This window comes from Glutamicibacter sp. BS14 (genome assembly GCF_056934375.1).
The window spans coordinates 3,200,920-3,218,946 of sequence record NZ_CM167801.1 but is presented as its reverse complement, the minus strand read 5'-3'; the positions used below and the strand labels follow the sequence as shown (position 1 = coordinate 3,218,946).

Below are 18,027 nucleotides of genomic sequence, written 5' to 3'. Positions count from 1 at the left end.
GCTGGCCGTAGGGAACAAGCAGAAGCAAATATCTGGGAAATCGCCTCAGGGTATTCGCTGCAAAACTCGCGTGGGATCACGTAATCGTTGGCAAGGCAGGTGCCTGCAGGGCGATAGGCTTAAGCCCATGAGTGCACAGATCAAGGTGGCCGTGCTCGGCGCGGCCGGACGAATGGGCTCGGAAGCGGTCAAGGCCGTAACTGAGGCTGCAGACATGGAATTGGTAGCAAGCTTGGGAAGAGGCGACGATTTGTCGCAGATCCTTGAAGCCGGAGCAACGCACATCGTTGACCTTTCTGTGCCGGCATCCACCGAGGCCAATGTGCATTTTGCCGTCGAGAACGGGCTTCATGCAGTGGTTGGCACCACTGGCTGGGATGATGATCGCCGCGCGAATTTGGAAGGGCTGCTGGGCAAGCATCCGCAGGCAGGTGTGCTGATTGCGCCCAACTTCGCCCTGGGCTCGGTGCTCGCCAGCGCTTTCGCGGCTACGGCCGCCAAGTACTTCGAATCCGTAGAGATCATTGAGCTGCACCACCCGAATAAGGTGGACGCGCCTAGCGGCACCGCGGTGCGTACCGCTGAACTGATCGCGAAGTCGCGTGAAGCCGCTGGAGTCCCCGCGAGCCCGGACGCTACCGAGACCCAGCTCGATGGCGCCCGTGGCGCAGTCGTCGATGGAATCAACGTTCATTCGGTACGCCTGCGCGGCCTCGTAGCCCACCAGGAAGTGCTCTTTGGCGGCCCGGGGGAGCAGTTCACCTTGCGCCATGATTCCTTCGACCGTGCCTCGTTCATGCCAGGCGTCCTCCTGGGCCTGCGTACTGTTGGCTCCCGCCCGGGCCTGACCTATGGCCTTGATGGCTTCCTGGAGCTGGGCCAGTGAAAACGAAACTTTGGGTAGGCGGCATTCTGCTGCTGTTCGCGCTGTACATTGGAATGACCTTCACCCAGGCGATCCGTCTGCTGAAAACCGGGGAACTGGTCGCGCAGGTCATGGGCATTGCAATCCTGGTTATTCCTGCACTGTGCGTCTGGATCCTCATTCGCGAGGTGCTCTTCGGGCTGCGCACTGAGAAAATGGGCAAGTCCTTGGCCGCCTCAGGTGAGCTGCCAGAGGATCTTCCCCGCATGCCGTCGGGACGTTTCCTCCGTTCGGCCGCCGACGCTGATTTCCCTATCCATCAGCAGGATGTGGAAGAGAACCCGGAATCATGGAAATCCTGGTACCGTCTGGCACTGGCGTATGAAGCCTGCGGTGACAAGCCGCGCGCCCGCAAATCCATGCGTACTGCGATCGAATTCTGGCGAGCAGACCAGAAGGTCAGCCAGTAATTGCATAAAGCAGCATCCTGTTGATGGCCCGGACTCACGAGAGTCCGGGCCATCGCTCTAGAATTTGCTCTTCGTCTCGGGGGTGCTGTCAGCTCCGCTAAGCACCCGGACGCCATATTCCAAAGGGCCAGAGGCCTTGCTGAAGCCAAGCCAAATTCCGAAGACGGCCGTCGTTGCACAGAGAACCCACCAAATGGCCATTGGGTCCAAGTGCTCTTTCAGCGCCGGCAGCAAGATAACGTGCCCTGCATACAGGGTCAGCGGGGCCCGGCCGGCGCCAGCCAGAATCCGGCCGAGCGCACCCAGACGACCAATGATCAGCTGGAGCAGGCCGATGATAGCGACAGCGCAGGCGGCGTTGTGCAGCGTTGAGAGCGAAGAATTGCTGTGACCGGTCGGCAGCCAGAGATAGGCTGGATTGTCCAGGAATGGATCCAGGTTGGCGCCCGGCAAACGCCCGGTGGTGATCATTGTGGGAACGAGGGATACCTCCAGGCCCAGTTCACGGGCTATGAGCCCGGCATTTTGCATGCTCACCGAATGGCCCACCCATTGGGTTGCCGCCGCGATAATCGAACCGCCCAATGCAAGCAGACTCGCGGTCCTCGTGCTGTGCAGGTTGCATCTTGCAATGGCTATTCCAAGAAGGCCGAAACCGAACCAGACCATCAATGGGTAGTATCCGGTGACCGTTAGATCCTTGAGGAGCAGTTGCAGGGTGAGAATGTCGCCGAAGCTCGGATTATGGCCCAGCGAGTCCGCAATCCAGTTGCTGGCAAGCGGTCGCCAAAGAACCGGCATAAGCAGCAGCCAAAGGGCCGAGACTACCCAAATGGTTATTCTCGACAGCTTCAGCGCCAGTGGAAGCAATAGAAACAGTAGCCCATAGTGGACAAGAATGACTGCGATGGCTTCATTTACTGACCCAATTGCCATTCCGAGCACGGCAATAATTAATGCTCTCAGCACAAGGACTGAGTAAACCTTAGGGTGGGAAAAGCCCTTTCGAGCCAAGGATTTCGAGAGCAGAACCAGGGATAAACCCGCCAGCACCATGAACAGGACAGATGCTCGGCCGGAGGCGAAAGTCCCGGTAAATGTTGGGGAGTAGGCGGGTGCGCCGCTGGTTTCATAGAGCGCGAAAATGTGCGCGGCGAACATCCCGAGGATGGCGGCAAGCCGTGCCGCGTCCACGCCCAGCAACCGCTGGGAACTACCCAAATCGTTCATGGAATCATCGCACCACGAATTGCGCGGGGGATGCCATTGCAACATGCGCGAGTGTAGATTTAATGCCATGGCTACAAGTGCAATTGATAATCAGGCATACCCGTTCGGTACCGTGCTGACCGCTATGGTCACACCCTTCGATGAAGCGGGTGAAGTCGATTACGCGATGGCTGCCAAACTGGCAACGAAGCTGGTTGATGATGGCTGCGACGGACTGGTCGTCACCGGCACCACCGGCGAGACCTCGACCCTGACCGATGAAGAGAACATCGAGATGTTCCGTACCGTCGCCAAGGCGGTGGGGGACCGTGCCGCAGTGCTGGCCGGTTCCACTACCAACGACACCCGCCATTCCATCAAGCTCTCGCTGGCTGCCAAGGAAGCGGGCGTAGACGGTGTGCTGTTGACCACCCCCTACTATAACAAGCCAAGCCAGGCCGGCGTCATCGCCCACGTCAAGGCCATCGCCGAGGCCGTTGAGCTGCCCATCATGCTCTACGACATCCCGGGACGCACCGGCATCGCGCTGGCGCCCGAGACCATCATTGAACTGTCCAGGATTCCTCAGGTCATTGCCCTGAAGGACGCCAAGGCGGATTACCAGTCCACCACCACCGTGCTGGCCACAACCGATCTGCACGTGTACTCCGGCGACGATGGGCTGACTTTGCCGCTGATGGCGGCAGGTGCTGTCGGCGTGGTTTCGGTCACCGCTCACGTTGCGGCCGCTAAGTACCGTACGCTTGTTAATGCAATGCATGCAGGAGATCTGGCGACTGCACGCACCACACACTTTGAGCTGGACGCGATCCAGCGCGGCATCATGGGCCACATTCAGGGCGCCGTAGCCGCAAAATATGGACTTCACTGGCAGGGTGTCCTGCCGAACACCGTCGTCCGACTGCCGCTGTTGGCACCGTCGGACGCAGAGCTCGATGCCATCCGCGCGGACCTACGTGAAGGTGGATGGGATCTGTAACGAAAGGGACTAACCACATATGACTGAGAGTTCAGTAGGCAAGGCTGACGCTGCGCGTATGCAGACTCCGGCGAAGCTGAAGAAGGGAACAATGCGAATTGTTCCCCTCGGCGGCTTGGGCGAGGTCGGCCGAAACATGACCGTTTTCGAACTCAACGGGAAACTGTTGATCATCGACTGCGGCGTGCTCTTCCCCGAGGAGCACCAGCCTGGCGTGGATCTGATCCTGCCAGACTTCTCCTACATCAAGGACCGCTTGGACGACGTGGTGGGCCTCGTGCTGACCCACGGCCACGAGGACCACATCGGTGCTGTTCCGTACCTGTTGCGCCTGCGCGAAGACATCCCTTTGTACGGGTCGAAGCTGACCCTGGCCTTCGTCGAAGCAAAGCTGGCAGAACACCGCATCAAGGCCAACACCAATATCGTGGTGGAGGGCGAGATCGCGCAGGTTGGCAACTTCGAATGCGAGTTCGTAGCTGTGAACCACTCGATCCCGGATGCCTTGGCAGTATTCCTGCGCACCGAAGCCGGTACCGTGCTGCACACCGGCGACTTCAAGATGGACCAGCTGCCACTTGACGGCCGCATCACCGACCTGCGCCACTTCGCGCGCCTGGGCGAGGAAGGCGTGGACTTGTTCCTGCCGGACTCCACCAACGCCGAAGTTCCGGGCTTCACCGTTGCCGAACGCGAAATCGGCCCGGTACTCGAGGCCAAGTTCGCGCGCGCCCGCCGCCGCATCATCGTCGCTTCGTTCTCCTCGCACGTCCACCGCGTGCAGCAGGTTCTGGACGCCGCAGCGGTGCACGGCCGCAAGGTGGCCTTCATCGGCCGCTCGATGGTGCGCAATATGGGCATCGCCGAACGCTTGGGCTACCTCGAAGTGCCACAGGGTGTCCTGGTCGACCTGAAGCAGATCGATTCGCTGCCAGACCACAAGGTCGTGCTGATGTCCACCGGTTCGCAGGGCGAGCCGATGGCTGCACTGTCCCGCATGGCCAACGGCGAGCACAAGGTCCAGATCAACCCGGGCGACACCGTCATCCTGGCCTCCAGCCTGATCCCGGGCAATGAGAACTCGGTCTTCCGCGTGATCAACGGCCTGATGCGCTTGGGTGCCGAGGTCATCCACAAGGGCATGGCCAAGGTCCACGTTTCCGGTCACGCATCGGCTGGCGAATTGCTCTACTGCTACAACATCCTGCGCCCGAAGAACGTGCTTCCGGTGCACGGCGAAACCCGCCACCTGATTGCCAACGGCCGCCTGGCCGCGCAGGCCGGTGTCCCGGAGGACAACGTGCTGCTGGCAGACGACGGCTCGGTCATCGACATGAAGGACGGCGTAGCAAAGCTCGTTGGCCAGGTCGAATGCGGCTACGTCTACGTTGACGGTTCCAAGGTCGGCACCATCACCGATGATGACCTGAAGGACCGCGTCACCCTGGGTGAAGAAGGCTTCATCTCGGTCATCACCGTGATCAACCGCCAGAACGGCACGATCATCTCCGGCCCGGACATCCACGCACGTGGTGTAGCCGAAGAGGACTCGGTCTTCAACGAGATCAAGCCGAAGATCGCAGCTGCGATTATGGAAGCGGTGGGCAACAACCCGAACCACTCCACGCACCAGCTGCAGCAGATCACGCGCCGCGTGATCGGCTCGTGGGTATCGCGCAAGCTGCGTCGCCGCCCAATGATCGTTCCTGTAGTGCTCGAAGCCTAGGCTTCCAAAAATATTGCCTCGAACCAATTAAGGTTCGAGGCAATATTTTTTATGGGCAAGCGCCCGCAAGCCGTGCGTCACAGCTCAAGCGTCAGCCAAAGAAGCCCAGGTATGCAGGACTTGGCGAGTCATCGAGCTCGATTGCCGGGGCGGGACTGTGCGGCAGGATTTGCCCTGTTTGCGCGTCGACTACGACGACCGAATCCCACTGGTCCATATCGATCTGCTCCAGCACCTCGCCGGTGCGGGCTTCCATGGACACTGAGCTGTCCCAATCACCGGATGGGGCGACGTCTTGCTGGCCAGCGAGTGCCGGTGATGAGAGTGCCAGGGCGCCAACGATTAAGGTTGCTGTCGCGATGCCAATTGAGCGTATGCGCAAGGTCTTCTCCAAATGCAGTAAAGATGATTTTCACTGACTCTACCGATGTTCCCGAAGGAAACCGGGAACCACCACGCAGCCTGAAACTGGCTATTTCCCGGACATCTGGTGCTGTCACAGCACTTTTAAGGCAGAATTGGGCTCAACGCCAGCTCAAGGAGACGAAATATGCCCGGGCATCACCCAATGGGTTGGATCGAAGCCGCTGTGGAGGAATGTGCATGATTGAGTTCGATAACGTTTCCAAGCACTATCCGGATGGCACCGTTGCCGTCAAGGATTTCAGCCTGCAAATTCCGGCACACCGCACCACAGTCTTCGTAGGTTCCTCAGGCTGCGGCAAGACAACATTGCTGCGGATGATCAACCGCATGGTTGATCCGAGCAGCGGTACGCTCCGTATCGACGGCGAGGACATCGCCAGCAAGCCGGCGGTGGGCCTGCGCCGCAGCATCGGCTACGTGATGCAGAACTCCGGCCTGCTGCCTCATTTCACTGTCGCACAGAACATTGCGACCGTGCCGCGGCTCATGGGTGAAACGAGCAAGGCATCACGAGCGCGTGCCTTGGAACTGATGGGCACGGTTGGGCTTGCCGGCTCCATGGCCGACAGGTATCCGCATCAGCTCTCTGGAGGCCAGCAGCAACGCGTTGGCGTGGCACGCGGGCTGGCCGCCGATCCGAACATCCTGCTCATGGACGAGCCCTTCGGCGCAGTGGACCCTATCGTTCGCGCCGAGCTGCAAGAAGAATTGCTTCGTCTCCAAAGAGAACTCGATAAGACCATTGTTTTTGTCACCCACGATATTGATGAAGCCTTCCTCCTGGGGGACCAGGTGGTAATTCTGGCGGCGGGCGCACAGAAGCTCCAGGTCGGCAGCCCCAGCGAGATCATTGAAAATCCGGCCAATGATTTTGTCGCCTCCTTCATTGGCGCGCAGCGTGGGGCACGGGCGCTGAGCTTGAAGCAGACGGAGCACGGAACCGTCCTGGTTGATGCGCAAGGCCGGACTCAAGGCAAGCTCGTCGAGGATGGGTCTGTCCAGTGAACTGGGTCCTGGAAAATCTCGGACTCATTGGTTCGCTATCGCTGGAGCACCTGCGCCAGTCCCTGATAGCAATCATTCTCGGATTCGTTCTGTCGATTCCGCTGGGTTGGGTGGCCTGGCGCTACAAACTGGTGCGCGGACCGGTCGTGAGCATCACCGGATTGCTCTACACGATCCCTTCGCTGGCTCTGCTGATGATCCTGCCCGTACTCACCGGGATGAGCGCGATCAGCGAAGCCAATCTCATTCTCGCCTTGGCGATCTACGCGATAGCGATCATGGTGCGCAGCGTGGTCGATGGGCTGAACTCGGTGGACCCGGCGACCAGGTCGGCCGCAACTGCCATGGGCTACGGATCGGCACGCCGCTTCTTCGCTGTCGACCTTCCCTTGGCCGGTCCCGTAGTTCTGGCTGGATTGCGAGTGACAGCGGTCAGCACCATCTCGCTGGCAACGGTCGGCATCCTGGTCGGGGTAACCAACTTGGGCTACCTGTTCACCAACGGTCTGCAGCGTCGCATCATTGAAGAAGTCCTGGCGGGGATCATCGCGGTGGCAGCGATCGCGTTGCTCGTTGACCTGTTGTTGCTCCTGGCCGGCCGTTGGCTGATGCCTTGGGCTGCAACGAGCACCAGGCAAAAACGAACTGCAGCGCAGCCATCCACGCAGAAGGTGTCCTCATGAATCTGATTTCCGATGCGCTGGCGTGGATCTTCGCTCCCGAGCAGTGGCAGGGCGATGGGGGACTGGCTAGCTTGCTGGGGCAGCACTTGCTGTTCACGGTGGTTGCTGTGCTGATTGCTAGCGCGATTGCCATCCCTGCGGGGTGGGCCATTGGGCATACGGGGCGAGGAAGGGAATTGGCCGTCGGGCTGGCCGGCGTTGCGCGTGCGGTGCCATCCTTCGGACTGCTGATTCTGCTGGTGCTGCTTCTGGGGGTACTGCACAAGCCAGAAGCGGCCATGCTGACCTTCGTCGTGCTGGCGATTCCATCACTGCTGGCCGGAGCCTATACCGGCTTCGAAGCAATTGACCGCAAGACCATCGATGCTGCCCGGGCCATGGGGATGACCGAATGGCAGATCCTCGTCAAAGTCGAGATCCCACTGGGACTTGCGCTGCTCGTAGGCGGGATCCGCTCCGCAGTGCTACAAGTGGTCGCCACCGTTACTGTTGCCGCCTACGTGAATCTCGGCGGCCTGGGATTGCCCATCATCACCGGTCTGAACCTGCGGCGCTTCGACATGGTCCTGGGCGGCGCCTTGATGGTTGCCGCGCTGGCCTTGGTGCTGGATTTGGCATTTGCCATCGCCCAGAAAGCGGCAGTACCCCGCGGGCTGGGCGTGCCCTCAAAGAAGAAGACTTTCCAAGATACCGATGACTCAATCACCCGCGAAAGGGAAATGTCATGAAAATCAAGCAGATTTTGTCCACGAGTGCTCTCGTGCTGGCCGGAAGCCTCGCACTTGCTGGATGCTCCGGTGCGGATCCGTTGGCCACCGAAAGCGATGCTGCCCAGGAGGGGGGAGAATCGATCGTTGTCGGTTCGCAGGCCTACTATTCCAATGAAATCGTTGCTGAGATCTATGCCCAGGCGCTTGAAGGAGCCGGCATGGAAGTGGAACGGAAATTCAGCATCGGGCAGCGCGATGCCTACATGCCGCAGTTGGAAGACGGGAGCATTGATGTCTTCCCTGAATACACCGGCAACCTGCTGCAGTTCTACAAGGAAGACACCGAAGCACGCTCCGCCGATGAGGTGTACAGCGAGCTGAAGGAATCCTTGCCGGAATCATTGGCCGTGCTCGAAGCCGCGCCAGCTTCGGATCAGGACTCCTACACGGTGACCAAGGAATTCGCTGAAGCCAATAAGGTCGCGAGCATCGAGGATTTGGCCGGCATTTCCGAACCCTTGACCGTGGGCGGCCCGCCTGAATTGGCCCAACGCCCCTATGGACCCCAGGGCTTGGAGAGCGCATATGGCGTCAAGGCCGAATTCTCGGCAACTGGCGACACGACCGTTGAAGACCTGGCCGCCGGCACGGTGAATGTCGCCAACGTCTTTACCGCGGATCCGCGGATCCAGACGGAGGACTTGGTAGTCCTTGAGGACCCGAAGTCGCTATTCCTGGCATCGAATGTGGTGCCATTGGTGGCCGCTGATCAATCCGGGAAATTGGCAGAAGTCCTGAATCCGGTCAGCGAAAAACTGACAGCGCAGGTTCTGGTGGACCTCAACGTGCAGAGCACCGTGGACAAGAAGTCTGCCGCCGACATCGCTTCGGCATGGCTGACTTCCGAGGGGCTGTAGCCCGGCAAGCCAGCATAAGAACATAGCTTCACCGCAGCCGCACCGCCCACGCAATGACGGGCAGTGCGGCTGCTTTTCCTTGTCCGGAAACGGCAGCGGCTTGGCTGAGGGGTATTCCGTGGCTTGCTCGTTTTGACAATTGATAATGATTCTCATTAGTGTTTAGCTCTGTTGGCAGAGGAGCTCGCCGGATCTCGGCGGCCGAGGCCTGCCCGCCATGAATGGAGCACTGATAGATGAAAAAACTCAATCCCTGGAAGTTGGCCGTGCCGGTTGCCATCCTGGCCCTGGCCACCGGATGCGGCGCGCCAGCCGGATCTGCCAGCGGTGCACCGCAGGGCACCGGCGCCAAGAGCGTTTCCCTGGACAGTTGCGGAAGGCAGGTCGTCTTCGACAAGGCGCCGGACAGCGTTCTTGCAGTCGGGTCGGAAGCCCCGGCCCTGCTGGCCGCCGCTGGAGCGGGAGACAAGCTCACGCACTACGCAGGCAGCTGGCAGGTGCCTTTCGACGAAGAGACCATGGGGGCAGTGCGCAACGCGGAGCGGATTACCGAGGACTCGCATGATGTCTCCTACGAAATGATCCTGGACTCGGGAGCAGACGTGGTGATCGGCACCGATATCGCTGCTGGAATCGATCTCGACTCGTTGGCTGAACGCCTGGAAAGCGCCGGAGTGAAGATGCTGACCGTCAGTGGATATTGCGCCGGATTCGAGGATCGATCCACCGGCGGGCTGAGCGGCTTCGACCAGATCTACAAGGACGTCCAGTCCTACGGCCAGCTCTTCGGCACCGAGCAGGCGGCCGAGGACTCCGTGCAGCAGATGCGAGCACGCGTCGAGCAAGCCGCGCGCAGCGTCAAGCAGGAAAGCCAGCAGCGCGGGATGCCGCTGTACGTGCCCACCGCAGGCACCTTGGGATCCTACGGCCATGAATCGCTGGTTGCCGAGCAGATGGAACTGCTTGGCCTTCAGAACGTCTTCAACGACGTGCCCAAGCGCTACTTCGAGCCCTCCACCGAAGAACTCGTGAACAGCGGCGCCGACAAGGTCTTCGCCATGTACCTGCCGACAGGCTCCTCGAACTTGGAAACCGACCAGCAGGTCATCGAGGCGCTGCGCGACCGCCCCGAATTGGCCGGATTGCCCGCCATCGAGCAGGACAGCGCCATCGTGCCGCTGAACTACTACTATTCCTCGCCCGGTCCGCTGGCAGTGGACGGGGTCGAGCTGATCGCCGACCGGCTGGCCCGTTGATGAGCCAGCCAGCGGCGCTGCGCCGGCAAGCGGCCTCATCGCGCCGCGTGGCCCGCCCGGGGCACGGACGCGGCCCCAACCGCGGCCTGGTCCGGGGCGCCACCCCCGTGGAATTCGTCAAGCTCAGTCCGGCATCGAATACCACCGTGCTGGTGACCAGCCGGCACCCGGCGGCGCACTACCGCAGTATCGCTGACCGGCTGCTGCGCGCCGAGCATGTGCACGCCGAGCAAGTCGGGTTCATCCTGCCTCCCAGCTCGCCCCGGGCCCAGGCCCGGCTGCACATGGCCGGTGGCGAATTCTGCGCCAATGCCGCGATGTCGCTGGCCGCGCTGCAGGCCGCGCGCCGCGCCCGCAGCGGCCCGCTTGAGCTGCTGATCGAAGCCTCCGGCGCCGCGCAGCTGCTGGGCTGCCGGGTCGAGCCGGCCGGTGCCGCCTACCGCTGCCAGCTGAAGATGCCCTGGCCGCTGCGCATCGACCCGTACCCGTTCCCGGGCGTCGCCGGCGCCGGGCTGGTGCGCTACGCCGATGCGGTGCATCTGGTCGCCGAATGCGACGTCTCGGATCCCCAGCTGCGCGGGCATGCGCAGCAGCTGGCCCTGGATCTGGGCGCCAGCGAAGCGGTGTCCGTCGTGGGCATCATGCTCTACGATCCGGACCGCGGGCAACTGGCCCCGCTGGTCAGCGTCCCGGCACTGGGCAGCCTCATCTGGGAGGGCAGCTGCGGCTCGGGAAGCGCCGCGCTGGGCGCCTACCTGGCAACGAAAGCCGGCGCTCCGGTCAATGCCAGCGTGAAACAGCCCGGAGGCACCGTGCAGGTGCACGCCGATGGCAGCCGCGCCAAGGCCACCGCGCTGCAGATCAGCACCGAAGTAAGCATCGTGGCCGAAGGGACTGCATATATCCATGACTGAAACACCACTGGCCACCCAGGCCGCCGCCGCCGGCCTGGCCGGCGTGCTGCACGGCTACCTCGGACGGTTCGCCGAAGCCGCCCGAGACTATGACGGATCGACGCGGCACGCGGCGGCGCTCGAAGAGCTGCTGGCCGGCTATGCGCAGCTGGTCACCGACCCGGCCAATGAACCGGGCTATGCCCAGATGGCCGCCACCGACCAGGGCACGGCGCTGGTGGCGGCGCTGCGCACCGAATCGGCGCGCTGCGTCGCAGTCATCGAGAAGTACCGGGCGCTGCGCCTGCTCGAAGGCCGCAGCGGAGCCGAGGGCTACTTCGCCAACATCGAATCGTGCATCGCCGGGGAATTCGGCGCCGTCGCCCCCGACTCCAGCTCCAAGGTGCTGCTGGTCGGTTCGGGTTCCTTCCCGATGACCCTGCTGAACCTGGCCTCGCGCACCGGGGCCAGCGCCGTGGGGATCGACATCGATCCCGAAGCGCTGGAGCTGGGCCGCCGGGTCGTGGCGCAGCTGGGGCAGGGCCTGGACATCGGCCTGCAGGGCGATCAAATCCACCAGCTGGACTTCCTGCCGCAGGCCACGCACATCGTCTTCAGCTCCACGGTGGCCGTGAAATACGAGCTGCTGCACCAGCTGCACGCGCGCACCCGGCAGGACGTGGTGGTCGCAATGCGCTTCGGCGACGGGCTGAAGTCGCTGTTCAACTACCCGATGCAACCAGTGGACCCCCGGCGGTGGCAGCTGGACGGAACGATCCGCCAGCCCGGGCAGGTCTTCGACATCGCGCTGTACACCAAGGCGCGCACGAGAACGGAAAGCAATTAGCCCATGGATGAACTGGGAAATATCCTCATTGCCGGAACCGGACCGGTTGCGGTGCAAAGCGCCGTGCTGCTCGGGGCGCTGCCCGGGGAACTGGGCATTGCCGGGCGCGCCTCGCAGCGCTGCGCCGCCTTCTTCGACGCGCTGGAGGCCAACGCCGGCACCGCCCGCGTCCAGGTGCAAAACCCCTCCCATGCCGCACTGGCCGGGCAGGTGCGCATCGAGCACCGCTACCGCGGCTACCAGCAGGTGCGCGGCGGCTGGGACACCCTGGTACTGGCGGCCACCGCCGACGCCTACCTGCCGGTGCTGCGCGAACTGCCGCCGGGGGTGCTCGCATCGCTGGCGCGGATCGTGCTGCTCTCGCCCACGCTGGGCTCGGCGGCACTGGTGCGCGAATTCGCCCGCCGCAGCGGCGCCGACCCGGAAATCATCAGCTTCTCCAGCTATCTGGGGGACACCCGGCAGGTGGAGGGGACCGGCGGAGCGCTGGTGCTGACCGCCGGCGTCAAGGCCCGCATCTACGCCGGCTCCACCGGCGGGGCCACGCCCGCGCTGCAGCGGCTGCGTGCGGTGCATGCCGCGGCCGGCACCGAAGTGCAGCTGGCGGGATCGCCGGTTGAAGCCGAGGCGCGGAACATGTCGCTGTACGTGCATCCGGCCCTGTTCTTCAACGAGCTGGCGCTGCGCGCGGTCTTCGCTCCCGCCCCGCCCGTCCAGTACGTCTACAAGCTCTATCCCGAAGGCCCGGTCACCCCGGCGCTGATCCACTCCATGGCCGAGGCCTGGCGGGAACTGTCGGCCATCACCGCCGCACTGGGCGGCCAGCCGGTCAACCTGCTGGCCTTCATGCTCGATGACGGGTATCCGGTGCACCCCCAGAGCATCGACCCGGGGAAAGCGGCCAGCTTCGAGCAGCTGCCGGCCATCGAGCAGGAGTACCTGCTCTACGTGCGCTACGCCTCGCTGCTCATCGACCCCTTCTCGCAGCCCGACGCGCAGGGCCGCTACTTCGACTTCTCGGCCATCGCCTTCCGCCCGGTCTTCCGCGATGACCAGGGCCAGTGGGATGTGCCGCGGATGCCCAAGGAAGACTACTACCGCACCAGGATCATCGCCGGCCTGGCCCGGGAACTGGCCGTGGCCTGCCCGATGATCGACGCGCTGCTCGCCGCCTACGAAGACGCCCTGGTGCAAGCGGCCTCGGCCCGGGAGGGCCAGGGCTGCTCGCCGGCCTTCGCGGTGCAGGATTTCGCCGAGGACCTGGCCATGATCAGCGCCGGAATCGGGAGTGCGGCATGAGCCAGCCAGAAGTCGAAACAGCGCAGCAGCTGCCCAGCGAACGGCGCATCATCGCCGAGATCTGGCCGGCGCTGCTGGCCTCGGCGCTGGGCCTTTTGCCCTTCACGGTGCTGAGCACCTTCCTGGTGCCCATCGCCGACTGGGCCGGGGCCGGCTATGCCGAAACCGGCACCCTGCGCGGGCTGGCCGGCGTCGGCGCGGTGCTCGCCGGGGTTGCGCTGGCCCCGCTGATCGGGCGCATCGCCCCGGGCACCGTGGCCGCCGCGGCGCTGGGGCTGATGGGCGCCGCCGCCATCGCGGGGACCTTCTCGGGCCTGGCGGCACTGGCAGTTTTCTGCCTGGCCACCGGGGTGTCCAACGCGCTGCTCTACCCGGCGCTGTCAACCGCGGCCGCGGACCGCTTCGGCACCACCCCGGCCGCGGGCCGGGCAGCCACCTTGGTGATGACGGCCCAGACCCTGGCCTCCACGATCGGCGCGCCGCTGCTGGTGCTGCCGGCGATGTTCTGGGGCTGGCAGGGAAACCTGGTCGCCATCGCCGCCATCAGCATCGCCCTGATCCCGGCGGTGCTGCGCTACGGCCGCCGCGGCGCCGGGCACTGCGCGGCAGACCCGGCTCCGGCTCCAGCCCGGCTGGGCTACCTGGCTGCCTTCCGCACCCTGGCCGGCGTGCCCGGAGCCCGGGCGCTGCTGCTGGTCTCCTTCGGCCGCGCCGGCGCCTTCATGGGGCACCTGGCCTTCCTGGCCCCGCTGTACGCGGAGAAGTTCGCGCTGACCGCCAGCTGGTTCGCGTTCATCTGGTCGGTCAGCGGCGGGGCCTTCTTCCTGGGGCACCTGCTGGCCGGGCGGATGCTCAACGCCGGGGATTCGCAGCGGCGCACCCGTGCGGTGATGGTTTTCAGCCTGGGCATTTCGCTGGTGGCGCTGTTCGGCGTCTACCTCTCACCGGTGCTGCCGCTGGCGGTGGCCGGCACGGCGGTGCTTTCGGCCAGCCACGCGGTGGTCTCGGCCGCCGTGATGAGCCTGCTGGTGAGCCGTTGCACGCAGGTGCGCGGCACCGCGCTGAGCCTGAACGCGGCCGGCATGTCCCTGGGCCTGTTCCTGGGCACAGCAGCCTCCGGAGCGGCGTTGGCCGCCGCCGGATACCTGGCCGCCGCTGCCGTGCTTGGCGCATTGACCCTGATTGCGCTGGGTGCCGCACTGGGCCTGCGCACCGATTCCATTGGCGAAACCCCCGAAAGGCAGCCATGACCCCGTTGGAACCTATCGTGCGAGAACCCCGGGAACCGCTGGCCTGCGCCGGCGATGACCTGGACCATGACCGGCGGGCCCGGCACAGCTGGCTGTGGATCGCCGGGCTGCTGGCCGTACTCGTGGCCACCTTGCCGGTGGCCGTAGGGCTCGGCCCGGTGTCCATCGAGCCGGGCACCGTGCTGCAGATCCTCAAGGCGCACCTTTCCGGGATGCCCGCACCTGGTGCATTCAGCGCCTCGGACCAGTCCATCGTCCTGCTGCTGCGCGTGCCGCGGGTGCTGCTGGGTGCCGCCGTCGGGGCCGGGCTGGCCCTGGCCGGGGTGGCGCTGCAGGCGCTGACCCGCAACATCCTGGCCGAGCCCTACCTGCTGGGCGTGACCTCCGGGGCCTCCACGCTCTCGGCGGCCGCGATCCTCTTCGGCGCCACGGCCGGCATCGGCACGGCCTCGCTGGCGACGAGCGCCTTTGCCGGGGCGCTGGCCGCCGGGATCTTCGTCTACCTGCTGGCGCGGGTCGGTTCGGAGATGACGTCCACCCGGCTGGTGCTGGCCGGGGTGTCCGTGGGCTATGTGCTGCACGCGCTCACCTCGCTGCTGATCTTCGCTTCGGATGATCCCAATGCGGGCCGTTCGGTGCTTTTCTGGACGCTGGGTTCACTGGCGCAGGCGACCGGGCAATCGGCAATGATCACCTGGATCGTGGTGATCGGGACCGCCACGCTGCTGGCCTATTGGTCGCGGCCGCTGGACGCGCTGGCCATCGGCGATGGCACCGCGCAAGCGCTGGGAATATCTCCGGCGAAGCTGCGTGCGGCCGTCATGGTGGTGACCGCGGTGTGCGTGGGCGCGCTGGTCGCGTCCTCCGGCGGCATCGGATTCGTCGGGCTGGTGATTCCGCACGTAGCCCGGCTGTGCGTCGGTGCCACGCACCGCACCCTGATTCCGGTAGCCGCCCTGCTCGGCGCGATCTTCCTGGTCTGGGCCGATGTGCTGGCCCGGACGGCCATGGCACCGCAGGAATTGCCGCTGGGAATCGTCACCGCATTGCTCGGCGCCCCGCTGCTGTTCGCGCTGGTTCGCAAGCTCAATGCGGCCCAATAGGAACCAAGGACCTGGAAGAAGGCAAGAACCATGATTACTGCTACAGATATTTCGGTGGGCTATGGCGGAAAGCTGGTCATTGAATCGGCGGGGCTGCAGGCAGGCCCCGGGGAAGTGGTGGGGCTGATCGGCCCCAACGGCAGCGGCAAGTCCACCCTGCTGCGCACGCTCTATGCGGCGCTGCGGCCCACGGCAGGGCTGGTGCTCGTGGACGAGCGCCCGGTCAGCGGACTGCGCGGCAACGAACTGGCCCGCAGGATTGCCGTCGTGGCCCAGGAAACGCCGAGCGAACTGCCGGTCAGTGTCACCGAAATGGTGCTCCTGGGCAGGGTTGCGCACCGCAAGGCGCTGGCCGGCTTTGCCCGCGAGGACCACCAGGCGGTTGCTTCGGCACTGTCCCGGGTCGGCGCCCGGCATTTGGCCGACCGCCGCTACTCGACCCTGTCCGGCGGCGAGAAGCAGCGCGTGCTGGTTGCCCGGACACTGGCCCAGCAGGCCGAGCACCTGCTTCTGGACGAACCCACCAACCACCTGGATATCCGCTACCAGCATGAGCTGCTGCGCATGGTCGGGGAACTGGGAACCACCACGGTGGTGGTGCTGCACGATTTGAATCTGGCCGCCCGCTACTGCAGCAAGCTGGTCATGCTGGCCAACGGCGGGGTCATCGCTGCGGGCACGCCCCAGGAGGTGCTGGACCCTGGGCTGCTGCTGCAGGTCTACGGGATCCACGCGGAGCAGGTGGTGGTGAACGGCATCGTGCAACTGGTCTTCAGCCTGGCCGATGAGCCCAAGGTGCAACATAGTGGCACTCCAGTGCCCGGATGATAGCCTGCCCGGTAGGCAAGCATTGGCCAAGCGCCTGCCTGCCGGGCCCCAGCATTGACCGTGAAAGGTACCCCTGCCATGACGTCTTCCGCCGCAATCGAGGCAGACAAGCACTACGATCTGATCATCCTCGGCACAGGTTCTGGCAACTCTATTCCGGGTCCAGAATTCGATGGAAAATCCATTGCCATCATCGAGAAGGGCGCTTTCGGCGGTACCTGCCTGAACGTCGGCTGCATCCCCACCAAGATGTATGTCTACGCCGCAGACGTCGCCCTGGAAACCAGGCAAGCGGCACGGCTGGGAATCGATGCCCAGGTCAATTCCGTGGACTGGCCAGGCATCGTGAGCAGGGTCTTCGATAAGCGCATCGATCCCATTGCCCAGGGCGGCGAAGACTACCGCCGTGGCGGGCAGACACCGAATATCGACGTCTACGACCAGCACGCGCGTTTTGTCGGCGAGCGCACGCTGCGTACCGGGCAGGGAACAGAAGCCAGGACCATCAGCGCGGACCAGATTGTCCTGGCCGCCGGGTCGCGCCCGTTTATTCCGCAGGAAATCATCGATTCCGGCGTAGCCTTCCACACCAACGAGGACATCATGCGCTTGGCCCGCCGGCCCAAGTCCATCGTGATCATCGGTGGCGGCTACATTGCCATGGAGTTCGCCCACGTTTTCGAAGCACTGGGCACCAAGGTCACCATCCTGGCCCGTTCCGAGCTCATGCGCCAGCTGGATGCCGATCTGCGCGGGCCATTCAACCAGATGGCCGCAGAACGCTATGACGTGCGCCAGGGCAGGAGCATGGTCAGCGCCGTGCAAGAGCCCGACGGGGTGAAGCTGACCCTGGATGACGGTTCCACCGCCAGTGCAGAGGTGCTGCTTGTGGCCACGGGGCGCATCCCCAACGGCGACCAGCTGGATCTGGACCGTGCGGGCATCGACTCCGAGGACGGACGGGTCAGCGTGGACGAATACGGCCGTTCGACGTCTGCCGAGGGCATCTGGGCGCTGGGCGACATTTCCTCGCCATTCTTGCTCAAGCATGTGGCCAACGCGGAAATGCGCGCGGTGCGCCACAACCTGCTGAACCCGCAGAACATGAAGAAGATGCCGCATGAGCACGTGCCGGCGGCGGTCTTCACCCACCCGCAGATCGCCTACGTCGGAATGACCGAGGAAGAAGCCCGCGAGGCCGGGCATGCCATTACCGCCAAGGTGCAGAAGTACGGGGATGTGGCCTACGGCTGGGCGATGGAAGACAGCACCGGTATCGCAAAGCTCATCGCTGATAGGGAAACCGGCAAGCTGCTGGGCGCGCACTACATGGGACCGCAAGCTTCAACGCTGATCCAGCAGATGATTACGGTCATGGCCTTCGGACTGGATGTGCGCGAGGTCGCCACGCAGCAGTACTGGATCCACCCTGCCTTGCCGGAGGTCACCGAGAACGCATTGCTCGGGCTGGACTTCTCCTAGCGGCGGTTTTTCGGACCGGCGGCGAACGGATGATAGCTGGCAGCAGAACCCGAAAGGC

18 protein-coding genes are annotated in these 18,027 nt (G+C 64.0%); 16 read left to right on the top strand and 2 right to left on the bottom strand.

The genetic code is table 11. The features are described from left to right. Nucleotides 1–127: 127 nt before the first annotated feature. Complete coding sequence (gene dapB / locus AC1Z36_RS15230; protein ID WP_105658191.1) at nucleotides 128–886, top strand: 4-hydroxy-tetrahydrodipicolinate reductase; 759 nt, start codon at nucleotides 128–130, stop codon at nucleotides 884–886. Further along, nucleotides 883–1,335, top strand: a complete 453-nt coding sequence (locus AC1Z36_RS15225; RefSeq protein ID WP_133832973.1) for a tetratricopeptide repeat protein — start codon at nucleotides 883–885, stop codon at nucleotides 1,333–1,335. Before dapB ends, AC1Z36_RS15225 begins: the two co-directional genes overlap by 4 nt. Before the next feature lie 57 nt (nucleotides 1,336–1,392). On the opposite strand, the gene AC1Z36_RS15220 is transcribed toward AC1Z36_RS15225, so the two are convergent. Continuing rightward, nucleotides 1,393–2,634 (bottom strand): heparan-alpha-glucosaminide N-acetyltransferase domain-containing protein, encoded by a 1,242-nt coding sequence (locus tag AC1Z36_RS15220; RefSeq protein WP_483561440.1) that lies wholly within the window; start codon nucleotides 2,632–2,634, stop codon nucleotides 1,393–1,395. On the opposite strand from AC1Z36_RS15220, the gene dapA reads away from it, so the two are divergent. Continuing rightward, nucleotides 2,633–3,544 carry a 4-hydroxy-tetrahydrodipicolinate synthase gene (dapA, locus tag AC1Z36_RS15215; RefSeq protein WP_332487875.1) on the top strand — a complete coding sequence of 304 codons (912 nt, stop codon included), beginning with the start codon at nucleotides 2,633–2,635 and terminating at the stop codon, nucleotides 3,542–3,544. The genes AC1Z36_RS15220 and dapA overlap by 2 nt on opposite strands. Before the next feature lie 19 nt (nucleotides 3,545–3,563). Continuing rightward, nucleotides 3,564–5,270 carry a ribonuclease J gene (locus AC1Z36_RS15210; protein WP_105658187.1) on the top strand — a complete coding sequence of 569 codons (1,707 nt, stop codon included), beginning with the start codon at nucleotides 3,564–3,566 and terminating at the stop codon, nucleotides 5,268–5,270. A 91-nt stretch (nucleotides 5,271–5,361) separates the two neighbouring features. Here AC1Z36_RS15210 and AC1Z36_RS15205 read toward each other — a convergent pair whose 3' ends face one another. Continuing rightward, on the bottom strand, nucleotides 5,362–5,652 hold the full coding sequence (locus AC1Z36_RS15205; protein ID WP_332487877.1) for a hypothetical protein: 291 nt from the start codon (nucleotides 5,650–5,652) through the stop codon (nucleotides 5,362–5,364). Nucleotides 5,653–5,873: 221 nt separating this feature from the next. Here AC1Z36_RS15205 and AC1Z36_RS15200 point away from each other — a divergent pair, with 221 nt between their 5' ends. The 12 genes from AC1Z36_RS15200 to mtr all read left to right on the top strand — a co-directional run bounded on the left by AC1Z36_RS15200 (nucleotide 5,874) and on the right by mtr (nucleotide 17,969). Beyond that, nucleotides 5,874–6,701: an ABC transporter ATP-binding protein gene (locus tag AC1Z36_RS15200; protein WP_105658185.1), complete on the top strand. Its 828-nt coding sequence runs from the start codon at nucleotides 5,874–5,876 to the stop codon at nucleotides 6,699–6,701. Next, nucleotides 6,698–7,384: an ABC transporter permease gene (locus AC1Z36_RS15195; protein ID WP_105658184.1), complete on the top strand. Its 687-nt coding sequence runs from the start codon at nucleotides 6,698–6,700 to the stop codon at nucleotides 7,382–7,384. The genes AC1Z36_RS15200 and AC1Z36_RS15195 overlap by 4 nt, the downstream gene beginning before the upstream one ends. Further along, complete coding sequence (locus AC1Z36_RS15190; RefSeq protein ID WP_105658183.1) at nucleotides 7,381–8,112, top strand: ABC transporter permease; 732 nt, start codon at nucleotides 7,381–7,383, stop codon at nucleotides 8,110–8,112. Before AC1Z36_RS15195 ends, AC1Z36_RS15190 begins: the two co-directional genes overlap by 4 nt. Next, nucleotides 8,109–9,011, top strand: a complete 903-nt coding sequence (locus AC1Z36_RS15185) for an ABC transporter substrate-binding protein (protein ID WP_332487882.1) — start codon at nucleotides 8,109–8,111, stop codon at nucleotides 9,009–9,011. Before AC1Z36_RS15190 ends, AC1Z36_RS15185 begins: the two co-directional genes overlap by 4 nt. Before the next feature lie 236 nt (nucleotides 9,012–9,247). Continuing rightward, nucleotides 9,248–10,267, top strand: a complete 1,020-nt coding sequence (locus tag AC1Z36_RS15180) for an ABC transporter substrate-binding protein (protein WP_332487883.1) — start codon at nucleotides 9,248–9,250, stop codon at nucleotides 10,265–10,267. Then, nucleotides 10,267–11,181, top strand: a complete 915-nt coding sequence (locus tag AC1Z36_RS15175) for a histidine racemase CntK family protein (protein WP_105661867.1) — start codon at nucleotides 10,267–10,269, stop codon at nucleotides 11,179–11,181. The genes AC1Z36_RS15180 and AC1Z36_RS15175 overlap by 1 nt, the downstream gene beginning before the upstream one ends. Next, complete coding sequence (locus AC1Z36_RS15170; protein ID WP_105658179.1) at nucleotides 11,174–12,007, top strand: class I SAM-dependent methyltransferase; 834 nt, start codon at nucleotides 11,174–11,176, stop codon at nucleotides 12,005–12,007. The genes AC1Z36_RS15175 and AC1Z36_RS15170 overlap by 8 nt, the downstream gene beginning before the upstream one ends. Nucleotides 12,008–12,010: 3 nt before the next feature. Further along, nucleotides 12,011–13,306, top strand: a complete 1,296-nt coding sequence (locus AC1Z36_RS15165) for an opine metallophore biosynthesis dehydrogenase (protein ID WP_483561439.1) — start codon at nucleotides 12,011–12,013, stop codon at nucleotides 13,304–13,306. Further along, nucleotides 13,303–14,556, top strand: coding sequence for an MFS transporter (locus tag AC1Z36_RS15160; RefSeq protein ID WP_332731601.1), 1,254 nt, complete (start codon nucleotides 13,303–13,305; stop codon nucleotides 14,554–14,556). The genes AC1Z36_RS15165 and AC1Z36_RS15160 overlap by 4 nt, the downstream gene beginning before the upstream one ends. Then, nucleotides 14,553–15,659: a FecCD family ABC transporter permease gene (locus AC1Z36_RS15155; RefSeq protein WP_332498705.1), complete on the top strand. Its 1,107-nt coding sequence runs from the start codon at nucleotides 14,553–14,555 to the stop codon at nucleotides 15,657–15,659. Before AC1Z36_RS15160 ends, AC1Z36_RS15155 begins: the two co-directional genes overlap by 4 nt. Before the next feature lie 30 nt (nucleotides 15,660–15,689). Next, nucleotides 15,690–16,487 carry an ABC transporter ATP-binding protein gene (locus AC1Z36_RS15150; RefSeq protein ID WP_483561438.1) on the top strand — a complete coding sequence of 266 codons (798 nt, stop codon included), beginning with the start codon at nucleotides 15,690–15,692 and terminating at the stop codon, nucleotides 16,485–16,487. Nucleotides 16,488–16,565: 78 nt separating this feature from the next. After that, nucleotides 16,566–17,969: a mycothione reductase gene (gene mtr, locus AC1Z36_RS15145; RefSeq protein ID WP_133832961.1), complete on the top strand. Its 1,404-nt coding sequence runs from the start codon at nucleotides 16,566–16,568 to the stop codon at nucleotides 17,967–17,969. Nucleotides 17,970–18,027 lie beyond the last annotated feature (58 nt).

Bases quoted from the DNA above. Each gene is read 5' to 3' on its own strand.
- AC1Z36_RS15175 (WP_105661867.1), top strand. From the start codon at position 10,267: ATGAGCCAGCCAGCGGCGCTGCGCCGGCAAGCGGCCTCATCGCGCCGC.
- AC1Z36_RS15210 (WP_105658187.1), top strand. From the start codon at position 3,564: ATGACTGAGAGTTCAGTAGGCAAGGCTGACGCTGCGCGTATGCAGACT.
- AC1Z36_RS15160 (WP_332731601.1), top strand. From the start codon at position 13,303: ATGAGCCAGCCAGAAGTCGAAACAGCGCAGCAGCTGCCCAGCGAACGG.
- dapB (WP_105658191.1), top strand. From the start codon at position 128: ATGAGTGCACAGATCAAGGTGGCCGTGCTCGGCGCGGCCGGACGAATG.
- AC1Z36_RS15220 (WP_483561440.1), bottom strand. From the start codon at position 2,634: ATGGCATTAAATCTACACTCGCGCATGTTGCAATGGCATCCCCCGCGC.
- AC1Z36_RS15165 (WP_483561439.1), top strand. From the start codon at position 12,011: ATGGATGAACTGGGAAATATCCTCATTGCCGGAACCGGACCGGTTGCG.
- AC1Z36_RS15190 (WP_105658183.1), top strand. From the start codon at position 7,381: ATGAATCTGATTTCCGATGCGCTGGCGTGGATCTTCGCTCCCGAGCAG.
- dapA (WP_332487875.1), top strand. From the start codon at position 2,633: ATGGCTACAAGTGCAATTGATAATCAGGCATACCCGTTCGGTACCGTG.
- AC1Z36_RS15170 (WP_105658179.1), top strand. From the start codon at position 11,174: ATGACTGAAACACCACTGGCCACCCAGGCCGCCGCCGCCGGCCTGGCC.
- AC1Z36_RS15155 (WP_332498705.1), top strand. From the start codon at position 14,553: ATGACCCCGTTGGAACCTATCGTGCGAGAACCCCGGGAACCGCTGGCC.
- mtr (WP_133832961.1), top strand. From the start codon at position 16,566: ATGACGTCTTCCGCCGCAATCGAGGCAGACAAGCACTACGATCTGATC.
- AC1Z36_RS15200 (WP_105658185.1), top strand. From the start codon at position 5,874: ATGATTGAGTTCGATAACGTTTCCAAGCACTATCCGGATGGCACCGTT.
- AC1Z36_RS15180 (WP_332487883.1), top strand. From the start codon at position 9,248: ATGAAAAAACTCAATCCCTGGAAGTTGGCCGTGCCGGTTGCCATCCTG.
- AC1Z36_RS15185 (WP_332487882.1), top strand. From the start codon at position 8,109: ATGAAAATCAAGCAGATTTTGTCCACGAGTGCTCTCGTGCTGGCCGGA.
- AC1Z36_RS15150 (WP_483561438.1), top strand. From the start codon at position 15,690: ATGATTACTGCTACAGATATTTCGGTGGGCTATGGCGGAAAGCTGGTC.